Raw genomic sequence first — 22,295 nt, forward strand, 5'->3', positions numbered from 1 at the left:
GTTCATTCAGCGTCTGATGTAGTTGGCTCGCTGGCTGTATTTTTCGGTTTACGTGCGGCAAAGCAACCACCTGATGAAGAGTTCATTCAGCGTCTGATGTAGTTGGCTCGCTGGCTGTATTTTTCGGTTTACGTGCGGCAAAGCAACCACCTGATGAAGATCATCCTTACGGTCATGGAAAAGCGGAATCGATTTCAGCTATTATTGTTGCGGTTTTATTATTTATTGTAGGGATTGAGATTGCTATCTCTTCTGTAAAGGCTTTCTCGCAGGAACTGGAACCACCAAAGGGAATTACAATTTTTGCGGTTATCCTTTCTATCGTGGTGAAAGAAGGAATGTTTCAGTATAAGTATCGATTAGGGAAACGAGTTAACAGTGATGCAATTATTGCAAATGCATATGAGCACCGTTCGGATGTGTTTTCCTCAATTGCAGCTTTAATCGGGATTTGTGCAGCTATCATTGGGAATAAAATAGGTTTAGATTGGCTTGTATATGCTGATCCTGTTGCAGGATTATTTGTCTCTCTTCTTGTTGTGAAGATGGCGTGGAGTATTGGCGGAGAGGCAATCCATACAACACTTGATCATGTTCTTCACGAAGAAGATGTTATTCCACTCAGAGAAGCAGTCCTTCAAGTGGAAGGTGTGAAAAAAATTGGTTCTCTGTATGCAAGAGAGCACGGTCATTATGTCATTGTTGATATTAAAGTGTCTGTAGATCCCTATATCACAGTGGAAGAGGGGCATCGCATCGGGAAACATGTAAAAGAGGTATTGATGAAACAAGATAATGTACAAAATGTTTTTGTGCATATTAATCCGTATTCTCTTGATTGATACGAAACAAGTAAATATTTATCTGTTTATGGAGATATTCAATCGTAGCTAATAGAGCTTGTATTATATTGTCACCCCTTAATCTGTCTTGTATAATGGACAGGTTAAGGGGTGATTTCGTGTTACAACCGAAGACGCGTTGGAAAGAAAAGTCATTTAATGAGGAGCTGGTGAATGAATTAGCAAGTAAATTGCAATTATCACCGCTTGTTACTTCGTTATTCCTCAGTAGAGGTTTAGATACAGAAGATAAGATTATGGATTTTTTAAATACAGGACAGCAAGAGTTTCACGATCCATTTTTACTTGAAGGAATGGATCGTACAGTAGAACGTGTAGGGAAAGCTATTCAAAATGGAGAGCAGATTTTAATATTTGGCGATTATGATGCAGATGGTGTAAGTAGTACGACTGTGTTGTTCCTTGCTCTTCAAGAACTAGGTGCGGATGTTGAGTTCTATATTCCAAACCGATTTACTGAAGGGTATGGACCGAATGAAGAGGCATTTCGCTGGGCACACCGTGCGGGATTTTCTCTTATCATTACTGTTGATACAGGTATCGCAGCAGTCCATGAGGCTAAGATCGCAAAAGAGCTTGGTATAGATCTTATTATTACAGATCATCATGAGCCGCCGCCAGAACTGCCAGAAGCACTTGCGATTATTCATCCGAAGCTAAAGGGTGGTGTGTACCCGTTTCATTATTTAGCGGGCGTTGGTGTTGCGTTTAAAGTAGCGCATGCACTACTTGGGCGTGTACCGGAGCATTTATTAGAAATTGCAGTGATTGGTACGGTAGCCGATTTAGTATCACTTCATGGTGAAAATAGATTGCTTGTGCAGCGTGGATTGAAACAAATGCGAATGACAAAAAATATTGGTTTAAAAGCATTATTTAAAGTAGCAAATGTTTCACAAAGTGAGATTACGGAAGAGAGCATTGGTTTCTCAATTGCACCGCGTATTAATGCAATTGGTCGTTTAGAAGATGCGGCTCCGGCAGTTCACCTCCTTTTATCAGAACATCCAGAAGAAGCGAAAGAGCTTGCTGAAGAAATTGATGAACTGAACAAGCTTCGAAAAGATATTGTAAAGCAAATTACAGAAGAGGCGATTGCAGAGGTAGAAAACAATTATCCGCCAGAGGACAATAAAGTGTTAGTGCTCGCGAAAGAAGGATGGAATCCAGGAGTAATAGGGATTGTTGCTTCTAAATTAGTAGAACGCTTTTATCGTCCGACAATCGTGTTATGTATTGATCCTGAAAAGCAAACAGCGAAAGGGTCTGCTCGTAGTATTGCAGGATTTGATTTATTTGCAAACTTATCAGATTGTAGGGAATTGTTACCTCACTTTGGTGGCCATCCAATGGCAGCGGGAATGACGCTTCATATGAATGATGTGGATGAACTGCGCCGCCGCTTAAATGAACAAGCAGATGCGATTTTAACGTCTGAAGATTTTACTCCGATTACAACAGTTGATGCGATTTGCAAAGTGGAGGATGTGACGCTTTCGGCAATTGAAGAAATGCAAAAGCTAGCACCGTTTGGTGTTGGAAATCCGAAGCCGCGTATTGCAATTAGAGATGCGGAGTTAGAAAGTATTCGTGCGATTGGATCTGATGGTTCTCATTTGAAAATGGCACTTCGCGGGGGACAGGCGACGTTAGACACGATTGGATTTGGTTTTGGAGCTTATGCGAAAGAAATTTCTCCAGTTGCTCACGTTTCTGTCGTTGGTGAGGCATCTATTAATGAATGGAATAATTTCAAAAAACCACAACTTATGATTCAAGATATTGCGGTAGATGCGTGGCAATTATTTGATTGGCGTAGCATGCGTAATGTGGAATCGAATTTAGCGGAACTTTCGCGAGAAAAAATAACAATGGTGTATTTTTCTGAAGAGGTATTAAATAAATTTTCTTTAGAAGAATATAAAGAACAACTTATGCATGCTTCAGAAGTGACTGAGCTAGATAGTCGTTATATTGTTTTGCTAGATTTACCAAAGTCAACAGATGAATTGCGTGGTTTATTTAAGGCAGGCTTCCCAGCGCGAATTTATACGCTGTTTTATCAGGAGAATAATCATTTATTTAGTACAGTTCCAACAAGGGAGCACTTTAAATGGTACTATTCTTTTTTACATCAAAAAGCGCCATTTTCTTTAAGACAATATGGGGAACAACTATGTCGTCATAAAGGTTGGTCAAAAGACACAGTAAATTTCATGACACAGGTGTTTTTTGAGTTAGAATTTGTTACAATAAAAGACGGTGTCATTTTTATGGCAGAAGAAATGAAAAAGCGTGATTTAATTGAATCGAACACATATCGTGAGAAAATGAACCACCTTCAATTAGAAAAAGAGTTGGTTTATAGCACATATCAACAACTATATACATGGTTTGAAGCGATTCGTAATCATAAAGAAGTAGAACAGTTAGGGTAAAGGCCTTGTATTTACAGACCTTTTATATCTGAGGAGGATTCAGAAATATGGATTTCAAGCAACATATCGCAATTGTACCGGATTATCCAAAAGAAGGAATCGTATTTAAAGACATCACACCTTTAATGAACGATGGGAAAGCATACAAAGCAGCAACAGATGAAATCGTTGCTTATGCGGAAAAAAGAGACATCGACCTTGTAGTAGGGCCAGAAGCACGTGGCTTTATTATCGGTTGCCCAGTTTCTTACGCGCTAGAAGTAGGGTTTGCACCAGTTCGTAAATTAGGGAAATTACCTCGTGAAGTAATTACAGTTGACTACGGTAAAGAGTATGGAAAAGATGTTTTAACAATCCATAAAGATGCAATTAAACCAGGTCAACGCGTATTAATTACAGATGACCTATTAGCTACAGGTGGAACAATCGAAGCGACAATTAAGCTAGTTGAAGAGCTTGGCGGAATTGTAGCAGGGATTGCATTCTTAGTAGAACTTACTTACTTAGATGGCCGTAAAATGTTAGACGGTTATGATGTATTAGTGTTAGAAAAATACTAATTATTATATAGATAAAACTACGGCGATAGAAAAAAGTACCCGTGAATCTCTTGGAGAGGAGCGGGTACTTTTGTATAATTGTACAAAAAAGTATGGTGAAATATCAGTAAAATCTTTTCCTTTTCACAATTCACAATCATTAGGTTATAATGATAGAATAAAATTTATTCTAATGAGTAAGTGAAAAGTCAATTTTCAATAAAAGGTGATTCGATGGCAAATGAGCAAGTACTAACAGCTGAACAGGTACTCGAGAAGGCAAGTCAATATTTAGCGGACGATGATATTGAGCTGGTGGCACGTGCCTATGAATATGCACGTAATGCACATAGCGAACAGTATAGAAAGTCGGGCGAACCATATATTATTCACCCGATTCAAGTTGCAGGTATTTTAGTCGATTTACACATGGATCCATCTACAGTGTCGGCAGGTTTTTTACATGATGTAGTAGAAGATACCGAGGTTACACTAGAAGATATTGAACGGGAATTTAAYAAAGAAATTGCCATGCTTGTTGATGGTGTTACAAAGCTTGGGAAAATTAAATACAAATCTCATGAACAACAGCAAGCAGAGAACCATCGCAAAATGTTTATTGCGATGGCCCAAGATATTCGTGTTATTTTAATCAAATTAGCTGACCGTCTTCATAACATGCGTACGCTTAAGCATTTGCCTCAAGAAAAGCAGCGTCGCATCGCAAATGAAACGTTAGAAATTTTTGCACCTTTAGCCCATAGACTCGGAATTAATACAATTAAATGGGAGCTAGAGGATACATCGCTTCGCTATTTGAATCCGCAGCAATACTATCGCATTGTTAACTTAATGAAGCGGAAACGTGCAGAGCGTGAAGAATATTTAGATGAAGTCATGACGGGTATTCGTGACAAACTGAAAGAAGTAGCGATTCAACCTGATATTTCAGGTCGTCCAAAGCATATTTATAGTATTTATCGTAAAATGGCACTTCAAAATAAACAATTTAATGAAATTTATGATTTGCTAGCTGTGCGCGTTGTTGTAAATAGTATTAAAGATTGCTATGCAGTGTTAGGGATTATTCATACGTGCTGGAAACCGATGCCAGGTCGTTTTAAAGATTATATTGCAATGCCAAAAGCAAATCTATATCAATCGCTGCATACGACTGTAATCGGACCAAAAGGTGACCCACTTGAAGTGCAGATTCGTACGAAAGAAATGCACGAAATCGCAGAATTCGGGATTGCAGCGCACTGGGCTTATAAAGAAGGAAAAGCAGCAGAAACAACAGGCACATTAGAGAAGAAATTAACGTGGTTCCGTCAAATATTAGAATGGCAAAATGAAGCTTCTAATGCAGAAGAGTTTATGGAGTCATTAAAAATTGATTTATTTTCTGATATGGTATTCGTCTTTACACCAAAAGGAGACGTCATGGAATTACCACTAGGTTCTGTTCCAATTGATTTTGCTTACCGTGTCCATTCAGAAATAGGGAATAAAACAATTGGTGCAAAAGTAAACGGAAAAATGGTAACACTTGATTATAAATTAAAAACAGGTGATATCATTGAAATTTTAACATCTAAACATTCATATGGACCAAGTCAGGACTGGGTAAAACTTGCGCAAACATCTCATGCGAAAAATAAAATCCGCCAATTCTTCAAAAAGCAGCGCCGAGATGAGAACATCGAAAAAGGTCGCGAGCTTGTTGAAAAAGAAGTGCGTAGCTTAGAGTATGAAATGAAAGAAATATTAGCACCTGACAATTTAAAGCGAGTGGCTGAGAAATACAACTTTGCAAATGAAGAAGATATGTTTGCGGCAGTTGGGTATAACGGCATTACGGCTGCACAAATTGCAACGCGTCTAACGGACAAGTTCCGCAAACAGCGTGACGAAGAACAAGATATTGTGGAAGTAAAAGAAGTTCGTAAACCGATGAAAATCAGAAAATGGGATTCAGGTGTAAAAGTAAGTGGAGCTGACAATTTATTAATTCGCTTATCGAAATGCTGTAACCCAGTTCCAGGTGACGATATTGTCGGATACATTACGAAAGGACGAGGTGTCTCTATTCACCGTCGTGATTGCGTCAATGTGCATACAGAAGAAGCTAAGGAGCGTTTACTAGAAGTAGAGTGGGAAGGTAGTCCAGAAAAAGAGATTGAGTATAACGTTGATATTGAAATTTCTGGTTATGATCGCCGCGGCTTACTAAATGAAGTTCTGCAAGCTGTAACAGAGACGAAAACATATATTTCAGCTGTTTCAGGTAGAAGCGACCGCAATAAAATGGCAACGATCAATATGTCCATTTCTATTCGTAATTTACATCATTTGAAAAAGGTAGTAGAGCGTATTAAAAGAGTTCCAGAAATTTATGCAGTACGCCGCATGATGCATTAATAGGGAGTGTATAAAATATGAGAGTTGTCTTGCAACGATCAAAAGAAGCGTCTGTTACAGTAGATGGTGAGATTGTAGGGCAAATTCCGTTCGGTTTAACATTGCTAGTTGGCATTACACATGAAGATACAGAAAAAGATGCAACATATATTGCCGAGAAGGTTGCGAATTTACGTATTTTTGAGGATGAGAATGGGAAGATGAACCATTCTGTCCTTGATATGGAGGGACAAGTTCTATCCATTTCACAATTTACATTGTACGGAGATTGCCGTAAAGGAAGACGCCCAAATTTTATGGATGCTGCGAAACCAGACTACGCAGAGAACTTGTATGATTTCTTCAATGAAGAACTGCGCAAACGAGGACTGCGCGTGGAAACGGGCAGGTTCGGAGCAATGATGGATGTTTCTTTAATTAATGATGGTCCGGTGACCTTAATTTTAGAAAGTAAATAATGGTGGTGGAAGAGAGGGTTTTGTAATCCTCTCTTTTTTATGTATAAGCTTTATAGTTCGTGTTATGTTTTTCTAATTTATAATAAAAGCCTGTTGATGAAATAAGCGTTAGTCATTTATGAGTATAACCGGACAATCAATATGGAACAATAGAAGTAAAAACATCCATATTGATTGTGAGGGATACATGTATGCGTATGAACGAAAAAGGGCACTCTGTTACAAACGGTGCAAACCAATTATTTAACGTGAATTTTCATGAGTTTATTGCAAGAGAACAAAATAATACCTCTATGGAGCTTGCATCTGAATTTGGTATTTCATTGCAAGATGTAAAACGGTTAAAGAAGCAGATTGAACGCTCCTAGTGCACTTGACAATCGCCCTGAACAAACGTATAGTAATTTTATATTTACATATGAAGAGAACCAATGATAGAGAAGAGTAGATGAGATACACATGAAAAGAGAGGAAATGTCTTAGGCTGAAAACATTTCTACATGATGACTAATCGAATGACACTCTGTAGGTTTCAACTTGAACGGCACAAATGCTTAGTAGGGGTTGAACGCAAGTTTAAGCGTTATTAAAAAAGTGGAAGCATACGTGCTTCAATTAGGGTGGCACCACGGGTATAATACTCTCGTCCCTACTGGATAATCAGTAGAGGCGGGAGTTTTTTTATTTTTAATAAGATTAAAACAATTTGAGGAGGAACTGAATATGTCTATTCAAATCCCACGCGGAACGCAAGATATTCTTCCAGGAACAGTTGAGTTATGGCAGTATATCGAAGGGCAAGCACGCGAAATTTGCCGTCGTTACAACTATAAAGAGATTCGTACACCAATTTTCGAGCATACAGAATTATTTTTACGCGGTGTTGGTGATACAACAGATATCGTACAAAAAGAAATGTACTCATTCCAAGATCGTGGCGAACGTAGCTTAACATTACGTCCAGAAGGAACTGCACCTGTTGTACGTTCTTATGTTGAAAATAAAATGTATGGTGATGCAACACAGCCAACGAAATTATATTACATCGGTCAAATGTTCCGTTATGAAAGACCACAAGCGGGTCGCTATCGTCAATTCGTACAATTTGGTATCGAGGCAATCGGTAGTAATGATCCAGCAATTGATGCGGAAGTGATTGCACTTGCTGTAGAATTCTATCGCGGCATGGGATTAAAAAACATTAAAGTTGTCCTAAATAGCTTAGGTGATGCAGCGAGCCGTCAAGCGCACCGTGAGGCGTTAATCGCTCACTTTGAGCCTCGCATCGGCGAATTCTGTTCAGATTGCCAATCTCGTTTAGAGAAAAATCCACTTCGTATTTTAGACTGTAAAAAGGACCGTGATCATGAATTAATGAGCACAGCACCGTCTATTACAGAATACTTAAACGAAGAATCAACAACGTACTATGAAAAAGTACAAGAGTTATTAACAATGATGGGTGTTCCATTTGAAAAAGATCCAAACCTAGTGCGCGGTTTAGATTACTATCAGCACACTGTCTTCGAAATTATGAGTGAAGCAGAAGGTTTCGGTGCGATTACAACATTAAGTGGCGGTGGTCGCTATAACGGGCTTGTACAAGAAATTGGTGGCCCAGAAATGCCTGGTATCGGTTTTGCGATGAGTATCGAGCGTTTAATTATGGCACTGAAAGCTGAAAATATTGAATTACCAATTGAACATAACATTGATTGCTACGTTGTAGCACTTGGAGATAAAGCGAAAGATCATGCTGCAAAAATTGCATTTGATCTTCGTAAAGCTGGATTATCAGTTGAAAAAGATTATTTAGATCGTAAAATGAAAGCGCAATTTAAATCAGCAGATCGTCTAAATGCGAAATATGTAGCTGTATTAGGAGAAGATGAGCTAGATAAAGGCATCATCAACTTAAAAGATATGGCAACAGGTGGACAAGAAGAAGTAGCTTTAGATGTATTTGCTTCATATGTAGCAGAAAAATTAATATAGGGGGAACGAACAATGGCTGAAAGAACACATGCATGTGGAAAAGTAACAGTAGAAGCAGTTGGACAAACCGTTCAATTAAAAGGTTGGGTACAAAAACGCCGTGACTTAGGCGGACTCATTTTCATCGACTTACGTGACCGTACAGGTATCGTACAAGTTGTATTTAATCCAGAAACGTCAAAAGAAGCACTAGAAGTAGCAGAAACAATTCGTAGCGAATACGTATTACACGTAGAAGGAACAGTTGTTGAACGTGGTCAAGGTGCGATTAATGAAAATATGGCAACTGGACGCATTGAAGTACAAGCAACGAAAGTAAATGTATTAAATGCAGCGAAAACGACGCCAATTATTATCGCAGATGATACAGATGCATCAGAAGATGTTCGTTTAAAATATCGTTATTTAGATTTACGTCGCCCTGTTATGTACAACACATTCAAAATGCGTCACGACGTGACAAAAACAATTCGTAACTTCTTAGATTCAGAAGAGTTTTTAGAAGTTGAAACACCAATCTTAACAAAGAGTACGCCAGAAGGAGCGCGTGACTATTTAGTACCAAGCCGTGTGCATGAAGGTGAATTTTATGCATTACCTCAATCTCCGCAGCTATTTAAACAGCTTCTTATGGTCGGCGGATTTGAACGTTATTACCAAGTAGCACGTTGTTTCCGTGATGAAGATTTACGTGCGGATCGTCAACCAGAATTCACACAAATTGACATCGAGGCATCATTCTTAACACAAGATGAAATTCTAGAAATGATGGAACGCATGATGACGAAAGTTATGAAAGATGCGAAAGGTGTAGAAATTAACACACCATTCCCTCGTATGACATACGCTGATGCAATGGCTCGCTACGGTTCTGATAAACCAGATACACGCTTTGCAATGGAACTTACTGATTTATCTGAGTTTGCAGCAGATTGCGGCTTCAAAGTGTTCACAAGTGCTGTAGAAAGCGGCGGGCAAGTAAAAGCAATTAATGCAAAAGGTGCAGCAGGTAAATATTCTCGTAAAGACATTGATGCATTAACTGAATTCGTAAAAGTATATGGAGCAAAAGGTTTAGCTTGGTTAAAAGTTGAAGAGGATGGCTTAAAAGGACCAATTGCGAAATTCTTCGGTGAAGAAGATGCGAACGTACTAATGAGCACATTAGATGGGGCTGCTGGTGACTTATTATTATTCGTTGCTGATAAGAAGAGCGTTGTTGCAGATAGCTTAGGTGCACTTCGTTTACGCTTAGGTAAAGAACTTGAGTTAATTGACGAAAGCAAATTTAACTTCCTATGGGTAACAGATTGGCCGCTTCTTGAGTATGATGAAGATGCTGATCGCTACTTCGCAGCGCATCATCCATTCACAATGCCATTCCGTGAAGATGTTGAGTTATTAGAAACAGCACCAGAAAAAGCGCGTGCACAAGCATATGACCTTGTATTAAACGGTTATGAGCTTGGTGGTGGGTCACTTCGTATTTATGAGCGTGATGTACAAGAAAAAATGTTCAAAGCTCTTGGATTCTCTCAAGAAGAAGCGCAAGAACAATTCGGATTCTTATTAGAAGCGTTCGAATATGGTACACCACCACATGGCGGAATCGCATTAGGTTTAGACCGTCTTGTTATGTTACTTGCAGGTCGTACAAACCTTCGCGATACAATCGCATTCCCGAAAACAGCAAGTGCAAGCTGCTTATTAACGGATGCGCCAAGCCCAGTTGCAGAAGCGCAGCTTGAAGAGCTATACTTACAATTAAACGTAAAAGAAGAGAAGTAAGAGCGGAGCCTAGATGGTTATACTAAACCTATCTAGGCTTTTTTTAGACAGGAAGTTAAAAAATTCCGGTTCAGATAGCGGTCGCATTTCTTCGTTGCGTCGCCAGTCCGGTGCTCGTGTAAGTAATCCTACACTCCGCTCCTCCTGGCGTCAGCGCCTCGAATTGCTCGGCTCTCTGGATCCTCCTTTTTAAAACGTGGATGGGAAGAGGAAGTTAAAAAAGTCCGGTTCAGATAGCTGGCACATTTTTTATATTCCCTAGATTTGTTTAGGGCTGGAACAATTCAATTTCCTGTAATTTTTTTTGAATATGTATTTTTAGGAATTCTATAACTTTTTCTATACAAATAGTCGGAAAAACGCTAGAATACATCATGGTAGACCATTTTTGTAATAGGAGTGTAGAGCTGAATGTTACATCAATTTTCGCGTAATGAATTAGCCTTCGGAAAAGAAGGTCTTGAAATATTAAAAAATAGTACAGTTGGAATTTTAGGAATTGGCGGCGTAGGTTCCTTTGCAGCAGAAGCGTTAGCACGTTCTGGTGTAGGACGTCTTGTATTAGTTGATAAAGACGTTGTTGATATTACAAACGTTAACCGCCAAATCCATGCATTACTTTCTACTGTAGGTCGTTCAAAAGTAGAATTAATGAAAGAGCGTATTGCTGATATTAATCCAGACTGTGAAGTAATTGGATTAGAAATGTTCTATACAGATGAAACATACGAAGAGTTCTTTAAACAYGGTTTAGATTTCGTAGTRGATGCATCTGATACRATTACGTTCAAAATTCATTTAATTAAACAATGCTTGCGACGCAAAATTAAAATCATCTCAAGTATGGGTGCAGCAAATAAAATGGACCCAACTCGTTTCCGTATTGCGGATATTTCAAAAACACATACAGATCCAATTGCGAAAGTAATTCGTACGAAGCTTCGTAAAGAAGGGATTAAAAAAGGTGTAAAAGTTGTATTCTCTGATGAAAACCCAATCGTGATTCGTGAAGAGGTTCGTAAAGAAATCGTTCCAGACGAAAACGCAAAAATTCGTAAAGCGAAATTACCACCTTCCTCAAACGCATTCGTACCATCTGTTGCCGGTTTAATTATGGCGAGTCATGTGGTGCGTGAACGTATAAAGAATGTAGAAGTAAAGCGTGTAGGACAAGAATAAGGGATAGAAAAAGTGTATACCTCTAATGAGGTATACACTTTTTTAGTAAAATCTCTCAATAGGTAATACAATTAACTCAAGTGCAACTAAATATCATAAAATAACTATCATATTGATTGTATATATCCATTTTGATTTTCTAACATAAGTCGCCGCTATGAAGAACAAAAGGTGATATATTGAAATGTACAATTTTTTTTGTAAAAAATTAAATTTATTTTTATTTGAGCTAGCATCATTCGTTTTTTAAAGTGCAAAAGCGGCATGTTTTGGTAGAATTATAGAAAAGGATGGCTATGAGGATGAAAGAACTTGGCAGTATCAATATCTACTAGGCTTGTCTAAGTAGTCAAAAAATAAAAATGGAGACGAGAGCAGGTTTTTACTCTCGTCTCTATTTCAATTCTCAGCCGTATAAATAATATCTAAATTCCCGTTTTGATCCGTTTTAAAAATAGGTGCAATTTGATCTTGCTGTTCATCTACTAACACAAGCTTCCGGGCACGGTCCATAATTCTAACAAGCATCGCATAATCTTCTTCGATTGCTTGTTGTTTTTTCGTTAAAGATGCTAGTTTGACTTCTAGTTCATCGTTTGTTTTTTGTAAGGAGGCAAGCTTTGTATGCAAGTCTTCATTTTCAATTTGTATCTTTTCTAAGTGAAGATTATTATGCCCTAGGTTTTGCAAGAATGAGATTACATCTTGCATTGTAAGAGAATGTTTATTAGAAACGATTGCTTCGGGAAATTCAGCATCAATTACGACTTTTTGTTTTGGTTTTAGCTTTAATAGTTGCTCTTTTTCTACATTTGCTTCCGAACGCTTTAACTCTTTTCTTTGCTTCTTAGCGAGCTGTACAGCATCCTCATAATTTTGTCTGACTTCAGCATTCCAGCGAAAACCACAAGCAGCTGAAGTACGGTTTAATTTGTCTCCAACTTCATCGAACGCTTTCAGCTGAGTACTTCCACTGCGAATATGTCGTAAAACGGTTTCTGCTAAAAGGAGATCGTCTTCTCTTGTCCATGCATCTTGGCGCGTTTTCATAAGCGAAACCTCCATTATCATGTCGTTTTCGCTTAGATTACCCTTTTGGTTTGCTTTTATGCGGATTTTGCAATCTTTCATATACGCCTGAAAGTGCTTGTTCGAATTTTCCCGTTGTTTTCGGCTTATAATATTGCTTGTTTTTTATTTTATCTGGTAAGTATTGCTGCTGTACCCATCCATTTGGATAATCATGTGGATATAAGTATCCAATACCTCTACCTAATGATTCAGCACCTTTATAGTGACTATCTTTTAAATGACTTGGGATATCGCCAGTTTGTCCGTTTCGCAAGTCGTGAAGTGCTGCATCAAGTGCCTTGTATGCTGAATTTGATTTTGGAGAAAGACAAAGTTCGATAACTGCATTGGCAAGCGGAATGCGAGCTTCTGGAAAACCAACACGTTCTGCCGACTCAATCGCAGCAAGTGTACGGGGACCTGCTTGCGGGCTAGCCAGTCCAATGTCTTCATATGCCATAATAAGAAGACGTCTCCCGATACTTTGTAAGTCACCAGCTTCAATAAGGCGCGCTAAATAATGAAGTGCAGCATTCACATCGCTTCCGCGAACTGATTTTTGAAAGGCAGATAGGACATCATAATGAGCATCTCCGCCTTTGTCGTGAACAAAACTCTTTTTCTGCAAACATTCTTCAGCAATTTCTAATGTGATTTCGGTTGATTGATCGTCTGTTGTAAAGCTAGATAAAACAGCAAGTTCAAGTGCGTTATAAGCCGAGCGCATATCTCCGCCAGAGGCATTTGCAAAGTGACGCATTGCTTCATCTGTAACAGTTACATGATATTCACCTAAACCTTTTTCTTTATCTTCAAGCGCTCGTTTTAAGCCGATTAAAATATCATTTTCTGTTAGTGCGTGCAGTTCAAAGATTTGACATCGGCTACGAATGGCAGAGTTAATCGCATGGAATGGATTACTTGTTGTTGCGCCAATTAAGGTCAGAAGCCCGCTTTCTAAGTGAGGTAATAAGAAGTCTTGTTTTGCTTTATCTAAGCGGTGAACTTCATCTAAAATTAAAACAAGGTGGCGGTGCATCTTTGCTTCTTGCACGACAACTTCCATGTCTTTTTTATTATGAGTAACAGCATTTAATAGGCGAAAGGGCGTCCCTGTACTGCCGGCAATTGCACTAGCAATCGATGTTTTTCCAGTTCCGGGTGGCCCGTATAAAATCATCGATTGGAAATGGTTTGCCTGAACCATTCGCCATAAAATTTTCCCTTCACCAACTAAATGCTCTTGACCAATTATTTCTTTAATATTTGTCGGACGCATTCGGTGTGCGAGTGGTTGTTTCATTATGACCGTCTCCCTTAATATGTAATCTCATTCTATGGTATCATCTTTTTTATGGAAAATTGAAATATGCTACTGTATTTATAAGTAATTCTGCTTAATTTTTTCATTCTTCTCTTTGTTGTAATAATTGCCGAGTTTTTCAATGTGATTTTATGTTATCATTTTGATACATAAGTTGAAATTTCTTATAATACTATATTATGCTATAATTTCATAGGATTTTGATTTTAAAATTGTGTTCTTCTTACGAATAAAGATTTAATTAATAGAAGTGAAATTTTGAAAAGAGGTGCGAAATAGATGAAAATTTCAACGAAAGGCCGTTACGGCTTAACAATTATGATTGATCTTGCGAAGAAGTTTGGTGAGGGTCCAATTTCTTTAAAATCAATTGCGCAAGCGCATGACCTATCTGAACATTACTTAGAACAATTAATCTCTCCACTTCGTAACGCTCGTCTTGTAAAAAGTACGCGTGGTGCATATGGTGGTTATGTATTATCTGACCAACCAGCTAATATTACGGCTGGCGATGTAATTCGTGTTTTAGAAGGCCCAATTAGCGTTGTTGAAATGATAGAAGAGGAAGAACCAGCGCAGCGCCAGTTGTGGATGYGTGTTCGTGATGCAGTACAAGAAGTATTAGATAGTACAACTCTAGAAGATTTAGTACGTTATGAGGAAGAGAATCATGGGGGTTATATGTTTTACATTTAATTCCTTGTGAAACGATTTGGAAAGAAGGAGATCTGATGGAACGCATTTACTTAGATCATGCTGCGACATCTCCGGCTCACCCAGAAGTAGTCGAAAAGATGATTCCATATATGACAGAAATATTTGGTAATCCGTCTAGTATTCATTTCTATGGACGCCAAACGCGCCATGCGGTAGATGAAGCAAGACGCGTTTGTGCACGTAGCATTCATGCAAATCCAAATGAAATTATTTTTACAGGCGGTGGTACGGAGGCTGATAATTTAGCACTTTTAGGTGTGGCACGTGCAAACCGCAATAAAGGAAATCATATTATTACGACGCAGATTGAACATCACGCTATTTTGCATACATGTGAAGCGTTAGAGCGAGAAGGCTTTGAGGTGACGTATTTACCGGTTGATGAAACAGGTCGTGTTCAAGTTTCTGATGTAAAAGAGGCGTTAACAGATGAAACGATTCTCGTATCTGTTATGTTTGGAAATAATGAAGTTGGAACGGTTCAACCGATTGCAGAAATTGGAGAACTGTTAAAAGAACATCACGCYTATTTTCACACGGATGCTGTACAAGCCTACGGTTTAACAGCAATTGATGTGAAAGAGTTAGGCATTGATTTATTATCAATCTCAGCTCATAAAATTAATGGTCCAAAAGGTGTAGGTTTTTTATATGCTAGCGCGCAAGTGAAGTTTGAACCGTTATTAACGGGCGGGGAGCAAGAGCGAAAACGTCGTGCAGGTACTGAGAATGTACCTAGCATCGTTGGGCTAGAGCAAGCTGTTAAGTTGGCAGAATCAACGCGTGAGCAAAAAATTGCCCAATATGAAGGATTTAAAGATATAATGGTATCTGTCTTTCAAAAAGAAGACATTACTTTCGAGGTAAACGGAAACTTAGAATATCGCTTACCACATGTGTTTAATGTAAGTTTCACAGGAATGGATATTGAGCCGTTTCTTGTAAACTTAGACTTAGCAGGTATTGCAGTATCAAGTGGTTCTGCATGTACAGCTGGTTCTATTGATCCATCGCATGTGTTAGTGGCGATGTTTGGAAAAGATTCCGATCAAATACGTTCATCCGTACGTTTTAGCTTTGGTCTTGGTAATACGAAAGAACAAGTGGAAAAAGCAGCGTACGAAACAGTGAAAATCGTGAAGCGGTTAACACAAAAATAGCATGGGAGGTGACATGATGAACAAACTACCTCACGAAACGCGCGTTGTCATTGGGATGTCTGGTGGTGTCGATTCATCTGTAGCAGCTCTTTTATTAAAAGAGCAAGGTTATGATGTAATCGGGATTTTTATGAAAAACTGGGATGATACAGACGAGAATGGTGTCTGTACAGCAACGGAAGATTACAATGATGTAATCGAAGTGTGCAATCAAATCGGTATCCCCTATTATGCAGTAAACTTTGAAAAACAATATTGGGATAAAGTATTTACGTACTTTTTAGATGAGTACCGAGCTGGTCGTACGCCAAACCCAGATGTAATGTGTAACAAAGAAATTAAATTTAAAGCCTTTTTAGAGCATGCGATTGCGCTTGGTGCCGATTATGTAGCGACAGGTCATTATGCACGTGTTGCTTATATCGATGGCGAATATAAAATGCTACGCGGCGTTGATGATAATAAGGATCAAACATACTTCTTAAATCAATTAAGCCAAGAGCAATTATCAAAAACGATGTTCCCACTTGGTGAGTTAAAGAAACCGCAAATTCGTGAAATGGCAAAAGAAGCTGGTTTAGCAACAGCGACGAAAAAAGATAGCACAGGTATCTGCTTTATTGGTGAGCGTAACTTTAAAGATTTCTTAAGTAACTACTTACCAGCTCAGCCAGGTGTAATGCAAACATTATCTGGCGAAGTGAAAGGGAAACATGACGGTTTGATGTACTATACAATTGGACAACGTCATGGTCTTGGTATTGGTGGTAATGGTGATCCTTGGTTCGCTGTTGGGAAAAACTTGAAAGAAAATATTTTATATGTTGATCAAGGATTCCACAATGAGCTTTTATATGGTGATGAAGTCATTGCTACGAATATAGGTTGGGTAAGCAACAGAGCGAAAGAAAAGGAATTTAAGTGCACAGCGAAATTCCGTTATCGTCAAGAGGATAACAAGGTAACGGTTCAAATCGTTGATGATAATACAGTTCGTATTCTTTGCGATGAACCAATTCGTGCGATTACGCCAGGACAAGCAGTTGTTTTCTATGATGGAGATGAATGCTTAGGCGGTGCTACAATTGATGAAGTATACCGTAGTGGTAAGAAACTAGACTATTTAGGATGAAAAAAGAGAAGCCTCTGCCGATTAGCGGTTAGAGGTTTCTTTTTCATAACAGCGAATTTTTGTTCGCTTGGAAAATAGATTATTTGTTATAATTTGTTGTAGAGGTGAAGAACATGTCAAATAAGCTTGAAGCAGGCATTCAATATATGCAAGAAGGAAACTGGGAAGAAGCAGCTAAAAATTTTACAGAGGCAATTGAAGAAAATCCGAAAGATGCACTTGGATACATTAACTTTGCGAATTTATTAGATGTGTTAGGAGATAGCGAACGTGCGATTTTATTTTATAAACGCGCATTAGAATTAGATGAAAAATCAGCTACTGCCTATTATGGGATTGGAAGCATATATTATGGACAAGAGCAATTTACAGAAGCAAAAGCTGCATTTGAGCAAGCGATGCAAGCTGGATTACAATCAGCTGATGTGACATTTATGCTAGGGATTACGTATGTACAGCTTGGAAATGATCGTCTTGCACTGCCATTTTTACAAAGAGCAACTGAATTAGATAGGGCGGATGTAGAAGCGGTATTCCAATGCGGATTATGCTTTGCACGACTAGAACATATTCAGGAAGCGAAACCTTATTTTGAAAAGGTTTTACAAATGGATGCAGAACATGCAGATGCGTACTATAATTTAGGTGTTGCGTACGTGTTTGAGGAAAATAATGAGAAAGCACTTGCTTTATTTAAGAAGGCGACTGAAATTCAACCAGATCACTTTTTAGCAGGGAATGGCATTCGTTTATTAGAGCAAGAAGCCGAATAGAAATCGTACCTTAACGCGCAGTTACCCCTCATCTAATGATAAGTAGAGAGGTGGGGGCTTTACTGCTCGTTAGATTGAGAGAAATCGGAAAGGAGAGGAAACATGGGAAATCAACATGCAATGGATTTGTTTGAGGAAGAGCAAAAATTTATAAAAGCACAAGTTCTTCATACCATTTTCCACAACGAAGAAAACCTCTATTCCGTTGTCAGTATGAAAATCATTGAAACAAATGAAACATACGACGAAAAAAAAGTGATGATCAACGGTCACTTTCCCCGTATGCATGAAGATGAAGTATTTACATTGACCGGTCACTTTAAAGACCACCCAAAGTACGGAAAGCAATACTTAGTTGAAACATTTAAAAAAGAATTACCTCAAACAAAAACAGGTATGGTGCAATATTTAGCGAGTGATTTATTTAAAGGAATTGGGAAGCGAACAGCAGAAAAGATTGTTGATCATCTCGGAGAACATGCGATTTCTAAAATTATGGACGACCCTGCTGCATTAGAAGGTGTTGTAAACAAGCAGAAAGCGCAAGAAATTTATGACACAATTATTGAACACCAAGGGCTTGAAAAGGTCATGAGCTTTTTAAATGGTTATGGTTTTGGGACGAAGCTCTCGATTAAGATTTATCAGCAGTATAAAGAAATGACGCTTGAAGTGATTCGAAATAATCCATATCAGTTGATTGAAGAAGTCGATGGCATCGGTTTTGGAAGAGCTGACGATATAGGACGAGCGCTAGGGATATCTGGTAACCATAATGATCGTGTGAGAGCAGGATGTTTCTATACGTTAGAAAATGTTTCGCTCCAAGAAGGTCATGTGTTTATGGAAAAAGGTCAACTAGTTCGAGAAACCGTATCGCTTTTAAATAATCAAGAGGGTAATGTGACGGAAGAAGATATTTTGCAATGCGTTGAAATGATGCAAGGTGAAGGGAAAATCATTATAGAAGAAGACCGCATTTATTTAGCTTCGTTATTCTATTCCGAAAAAGGCGTTGTCAAATCAATCCGCCGTCTCATGAACCAAGAAGAGACGCCTTCATTTCCTGAAGCGGAAGTATTATTAACGTTAGGGAAAATTGAAGAGCAGCTAAAAGTACAGTATGCGCCGCTTCAACAAGAGGCAATTCAAACTGCGCTTCATAAGCCGATGATGTTATTAACCGGCGGACCTGGTACAGGGAAGACGACCGTTATTAAAGGAATTGTCGAAATGTATGCTTCCTTGCATGGTTTATCATTAAGCCCGAAAGATTACAGTGATGATAATCCGTTTCCGATTCTGTTAACAGCTCCGACAGGCCGCGCTGCGAAGCGGATGAGTGAGTCAACAGGGCTTCCTGCTTGTACGATTCATCGTTTACTTGGTTGGACGCCAGAAGGATCTTTCCAGCGTAATGAAACGGACCCTGTACAAGGAAAGTTACTTATTATTGATGAGTTTTCAATGGTTGATATTTGGCTCGCAAATCAATTGTTTAAATCATTACCAACAAGCATTCAAGTAATTGTTGTAGGTGATGAAGATCAATTACCTTCTGTAGGGCCTGGACAAGTTTTGAAAGATTTATTAGATGCTGGTGCAATTCCGACAGTGAAGTTAACAGAGATTTACCGTCAAGCAGAAGGGTCATCCGTTATTCGGCTTGCCCATGCGATAAAAAATGGTACGCTGCCACCAGACTTAGCACAAAATAAAAAAGATCGTTCGTTTATTGGTTGCTCAGGTGCTCAAATTGTTGAGGTTGTAAAACAAGTATGTGAAAACGCGAAGACGAAAGGGTTTAATGCAAGAGATGTCCAAGTGTTAGCGCCTATGTATCGCGGTCCGGCAGGTATTAATGTGCTAAATGAAGCACTCCAAGAAGTATTTAATCCGAAGAAAGAAAAGAGTAGAGAAATTGCCTACGGTGATGTTGTGTATCGAACGGGTGATAAAGTATTGCAGCTCGTAAATCAACCAGAAAGCCAAGTGTTTAATGGTGACATTGGAGAAATTGTTTCTGTATTTTATGCAAAGGAAAATGTGGAGAAACAAGATATGGTTGTTGTTTCGTTCGATGGGATTGAAGTAACGTATATAAAGCCAGATTTAAATCAAATTACACATGCGTATTGTTGTTCAATTCATAAGTCACAAGGAAGTGAATTTCCAATTGTAATTATGCCGATTGTAAAGAGCTATTACCGCATGTTACGCCGTAATTTAATTTATACAGGTATTACGAGAAGTAAAAAGTTTCTAATTATTTGCGGAGAAGAATCAGCCTTTCAATCTGGTGTGAATCGTCTTGATGATTCACTGCGGCAAACAACGTTAGCTGGTCGCTTGCAGGAATCAAAAGGGGAAGTGCAAATGGTTACGATTGATGGCCAGGAGATGGATGTGGAAAACATTTCACCGTATGATTTTATGTAGCAAGGTGAAATTATATAGTGAAACTTTCAATATAGAGAACGTTATTTTGAAAGTGTAAGGCAGTTCTAGTATGTATAAATGAGTGCAGTTTGGACATAATGGCGAATAGAATCTGGGAGACTGTAAGGAGATGAAAGCCATATGTTCAGTTGTCCAAATTGCAAAGGGAAAGACATTGGAAAAATAGGTGTCAACCAATTTTATTGCTGGAATTGTTATATTGAATTATCGGTTTCAAAGGGGAAAATCCATACGCATCAAGTAGAAGAAGATGGATCGCTTAGTTCTCTTGATGATTTATTTGATGAGAATGAACGAACCATCGGATAGTCAAAAAGGGGGATTTACTTTGAACGTACGCAATTCATTAATCGCATTAGGTATTGGAGCTGCGGCATATCAATATGCACGTAAACAAGATGTGTTTTCCAAACGTAATATGAAAAGAGCACGCAAAATGATTAAGTCTTATTTATAATCATTTCTATAAAGTGAAAAACTCCCTTAATTCTCAGGGAGTTTTTTCATGTGCTCGTATAGAAATAAAAAAGTCCAATTTCAGAAAAAAGATAAGAAAGTCCGTAACATCCAATACCAAGAACTCCGTAATACCACAGCTGTTTCGCACGTTCTTTTCGTGTTGAACGCGTGAAGAGTCCCTTCCAAATACCAAAGCCAATACAGATCCATTCTAGTATCATGAAAAGTGTTGAAAGAATTAACATAAGCCAAACCATTTTATTCCTCCTCACATATTTGCGAGCTGACCTAAGTGCTTGTCCGTATGATGTTAAATATATGTAAGTTTTTTTAAAACAGTATGGTCTGTATGGAAATATTTTAGTCCAGTAATTTTTTAAAAGTTTTACACATAACCTTCTCTATTTCTTTTCAAAATAAGGATGGAGGAGGTTTTTCGCTTGAAGAATCTTAAAATTATTTGGATCTATCGATTAGGGTTATTGTTATTAGTGTTTTTATGTTTGCTCGTCTTTTTAAAAATTAAACCACTATGGGCGCCAATCATATTCGTGTTTAAAGTAGCAATTACACCATTTTTAATTGCTTGTTTCATCGCGTATTTACTGCATCCTTTAATTGAAAAATTATATAAAGAGGGAATGCCACGTACACTTGCGATTTTGCTTATTTATATTCTCTTTTTTGGTGGTCTCGGTTATGGAATTTATAAAGGGACACCGGTTGTGATTGCGCAGCTACAAGAAATCAATAAGCAATTCCCGCAGTTTATGAAAATGTATGATTCTTGGATGGACGGTGTGACAGAACAGACAGACAATTTCCCATCGTTTATTCATGAGAAAGTAACGCAAGTTTTTATTGGAATTGAAATGAAGATACAAGCGTTATTAAATAAAGTGATGAGTACAGCACATGGTGTATTGGATTCATTGCTTATCATCTTTTTAATTCCATTCATTGTATTCTACATATTAAAAGATTATGGAGAATTTTATCATGTTTTTTGGAAGATGGTTCCGAGTAAATGGCGTAGTACAGGACAAGTGTTAGCGAAGGAGATCGATAAGTCACTTGGAAGTTATATTCGAGGGCAATTATTTGTGTGTTTAGTTTTAGGAGGCGTGTCTGCTCTTTCGTTTTGGTTTATTGGTATGAAGTATCCACTATTACTAGGTATCATTGTTGGAGTTACTGATATAATCCCGTACTTTGGTCCTATTTTAGGAGCGATTCCGACATTAATGATTGCCGCAACGATATCCACAAATCTTTTTATTAAAGCAGGTATCGCACTTGCCATTTTACAATTTGTTGAAAGTAACATTTTATCTCCGTATATTGTTGGGAAATCGTTACGTATGCATCCTGTTATTATTATGCTTGCTCTTCTAATTGGGGGAGAAATAGGTGGAATTGTAGGTCTTTTAATATCGGTTCCTATTTTAGCGGTGATTCGAACCGTTATTGTTCATATAAAGCCACTCTGGAAACATTGACAAATGGAAACGGATTCGC

Annotated in this window: 19 protein-coding genes, 1 pseudogene and 1 other annotated feature; of the genes and pseudogenes, 17 read left to right on the plus strand and 3 right to left on the minus strand. The window is 38.3% G+C overall.

Annotation, left to right across the window (positions count from 1 at the left end):
- Nucleotides 1–80: 80 nt before the first annotated feature.
- The 9 genes and pseudogenes from AC1DIT_RS13740 to AC1DIT_RS13780 form a co-directional block, all read left to right on the plus strand.
- A pseudogene (locus AC1DIT_RS13740) lies at nt 81–842 on the plus strand (cation diffusion facilitator family transporter); the annotation flags it as partial.
- Nucleotides 843–961: 119 nt separating this feature from the next.
- A complete protein-coding gene (gene recJ, locus AC1DIT_RS13745) occupies nt 962–3,301 on the plus strand; it encodes a single-stranded-DNA-specific exonuclease RecJ (RefSeq protein ID WP_033671517.1) in 2,340 nt (779 codons plus the stop codon).
- 47 nt (nt 3,302–3,348) lie between these two features.
- On the plus strand, nt 3,349–3,861 hold the full coding sequence (locus AC1DIT_RS13750) for an adenine phosphoribosyltransferase (protein ID WP_016116446.1): 513 nt from the start codon (nt 3,349–3,351) through the stop codon (nt 3,859–3,861).
- A 213-nt stretch (nt 3,862–4,074) separates the two neighbouring features.
- On the plus strand, nt 4,075–6,261 hold the full coding sequence (gene relA, locus AC1DIT_RS13755) for a GTP diphosphokinase (RefSeq protein WP_016116445.1): 2,187 nt from the start codon (nt 4,075–4,077) through the stop codon (nt 6,259–6,261).
- A 17-nt stretch (nt 6,262–6,278) separates the two neighbouring features.
- Nucleotides 6,279–6,719, plus strand: a complete 441-nt coding sequence (gene dtd / locus AC1DIT_RS13760; RefSeq protein ID WP_016116444.1) for a D-aminoacyl-tRNA deacylase — start codon at nt 6,279–6,281, stop codon at nt 6,717–6,719.
- Nucleotides 6,720–6,910: 191 nt separating this feature from the next.
- Nucleotides 6,911–7,087 carry a hypothetical protein gene (locus tag AC1DIT_RS13765; RefSeq protein WP_003200475.1) on the plus strand — a complete coding sequence of 59 codons (177 nt, stop codon included), beginning with the start codon at nt 6,911–6,913 and terminating at the stop codon, nt 7,085–7,087.
- A 54-nt stretch (nt 7,088–7,141) separates the two neighbouring features.
- Nucleotides 7,142–7,373: a binding site (T-box leader), on the plus strand.
- A 69-nt stretch (nt 7,374–7,442) separates the two neighbouring features.
- On the plus strand, nt 7,443–8,714 hold the full coding sequence (hisS, locus tag AC1DIT_RS13770; RefSeq protein ID WP_016116443.1) for a histidine--tRNA ligase: 1,272 nt from the start codon (nt 7,443–7,445) through the stop codon (nt 8,712–8,714).
- Nucleotides 8,715–8,726: 12 nt separating this feature from the next.
- The gene (aspS, locus tag AC1DIT_RS13775; RefSeq protein WP_016133264.1) at nt 8,727–10,502 is read left to right on the plus strand and encodes an aspartate--tRNA ligase; all 1,776 of its coding nucleotides are present in this window, start codon (nt 8,727–8,729) and stop codon (nt 10,500–10,502) included.
- A gap of 411 nt (nt 10,503–10,913) precedes the next feature.
- Nucleotides 10,914–11,681: a tRNA threonylcarbamoyladenosine dehydratase gene (locus AC1DIT_RS13780; RefSeq protein WP_000903174.1), complete on the plus strand. Its 768-nt coding sequence runs from the start codon at nt 10,914–10,916 to the stop codon at nt 11,679–11,681.
- A 399-nt stretch (nt 11,682–12,080) separates the two neighbouring features.
- On the opposite strand, the gene AC1DIT_RS13785 is transcribed toward AC1DIT_RS13780, so the two are convergent.
- On the minus strand, nt 12,081–12,731 hold the full coding sequence (locus AC1DIT_RS13785) for an RsfA family transcriptional regulator (protein ID WP_016116440.1): 651 nt from the start codon (nt 12,729–12,731) through the stop codon (nt 12,081–12,083).
- 37 nt (nt 12,732–12,768) lie between these two features.
- Entirely contained in the window at nt 12,769–14,055 is a 1,287-nt protein-coding gene (locus tag AC1DIT_RS13790) for a replication-associated recombination protein A (protein WP_016116439.1), read from the minus strand.
- Nucleotides 14,056–14,355: 300 nt separating this feature from the next.
- Between AC1DIT_RS13790 and cymR the strand changes: the two genes are divergently transcribed.
- From cymR to AC1DIT_RS13825, 7 genes are all read left to right on the plus strand, one after another.
- Nucleotides 14,356–14,772 (plus strand): cysteine metabolism transcriptional regulator CymR, encoded by a 417-nt coding sequence (gene cymR / locus AC1DIT_RS13795; protein WP_476998236.1) that lies wholly within the window; start codon nt 14,356–14,358, stop codon nt 14,770–14,772.
- A gap of 35 nt (nt 14,773–14,807) precedes the next feature.
- Nucleotides 14,808–15,953 (plus strand): cysteine desulfurase family protein, encoded by a 1,146-nt coding sequence (locus AC1DIT_RS13800; protein WP_016116438.1) that lies wholly within the window; start codon nt 14,808–14,810, stop codon nt 15,951–15,953.
- Between the two features lie 16 nt (nt 15,954–15,969).
- Nucleotides 15,970–17,085, plus strand: coding sequence for a tRNA 2-thiouridine(34) synthase MnmA (gene mnmA, locus AC1DIT_RS13805; RefSeq protein WP_016116437.1), 1,116 nt, complete (start codon nt 15,970–15,972; stop codon nt 17,083–17,085).
- A 113-nt stretch (nt 17,086–17,198) separates the two neighbouring features.
- On the plus strand, nt 17,199–17,858 hold the full coding sequence (locus AC1DIT_RS13810) for a tetratricopeptide repeat protein (RefSeq protein WP_016116436.1): 660 nt from the start codon (nt 17,199–17,201) through the stop codon (nt 17,856–17,858).
- 102 nt (nt 17,859–17,960) lie between these two features.
- Nucleotides 17,961–20,297 carry an SF1B family DNA helicase RecD2 gene (recD2, locus tag AC1DIT_RS13815; RefSeq protein ID WP_016116435.1) on the plus strand — a complete coding sequence of 779 codons (2,337 nt, stop codon included), beginning with the start codon at nt 17,961–17,963 and terminating at the stop codon, nt 20,295–20,297.
- 141 nt (nt 20,298–20,438) lie between these two features.
- Entirely contained in the window at nt 20,439–20,627 is a 189-nt protein-coding gene (locus AC1DIT_RS13820) for a hypothetical protein (protein ID WP_000490499.1), read from the plus strand.
- A gap of 19 nt (nt 20,628–20,646) precedes the next feature.
- A complete protein-coding gene (locus tag AC1DIT_RS13825; protein ID WP_001102898.1) occupies nt 20,647–20,775 on the plus strand; it encodes a YrzQ family protein in 129 nt (42 codons plus the stop codon).
- A 46-nt stretch (nt 20,776–20,821) separates the two neighbouring features.
- Here the strand turns inward: AC1DIT_RS13825 and AC1DIT_RS13830 are convergent, their stop codons facing one another.
- Nucleotides 20,822–21,034, minus strand: a complete 213-nt coding sequence (locus AC1DIT_RS13830) for a hypothetical protein (protein ID WP_016116433.1) — start codon at nt 21,032–21,034, stop codon at nt 20,822–20,824.
- A gap of 165 nt (nt 21,035–21,199) precedes the next feature.
- On the opposite strand from AC1DIT_RS13830, the gene AC1DIT_RS13835 reads away from it, so the two are divergent.
- Entirely contained in the window at nt 21,200–22,276 is a 1,077-nt protein-coding gene (locus AC1DIT_RS13835; protein ID WP_170927957.1) for an AI-2E family transporter, read from the plus strand.
- Nucleotides 22,277–22,295 lie beyond the last annotated feature (19 nt).

The organism is Bacillus sp. 05T22 (assembly GCF_056396765.1).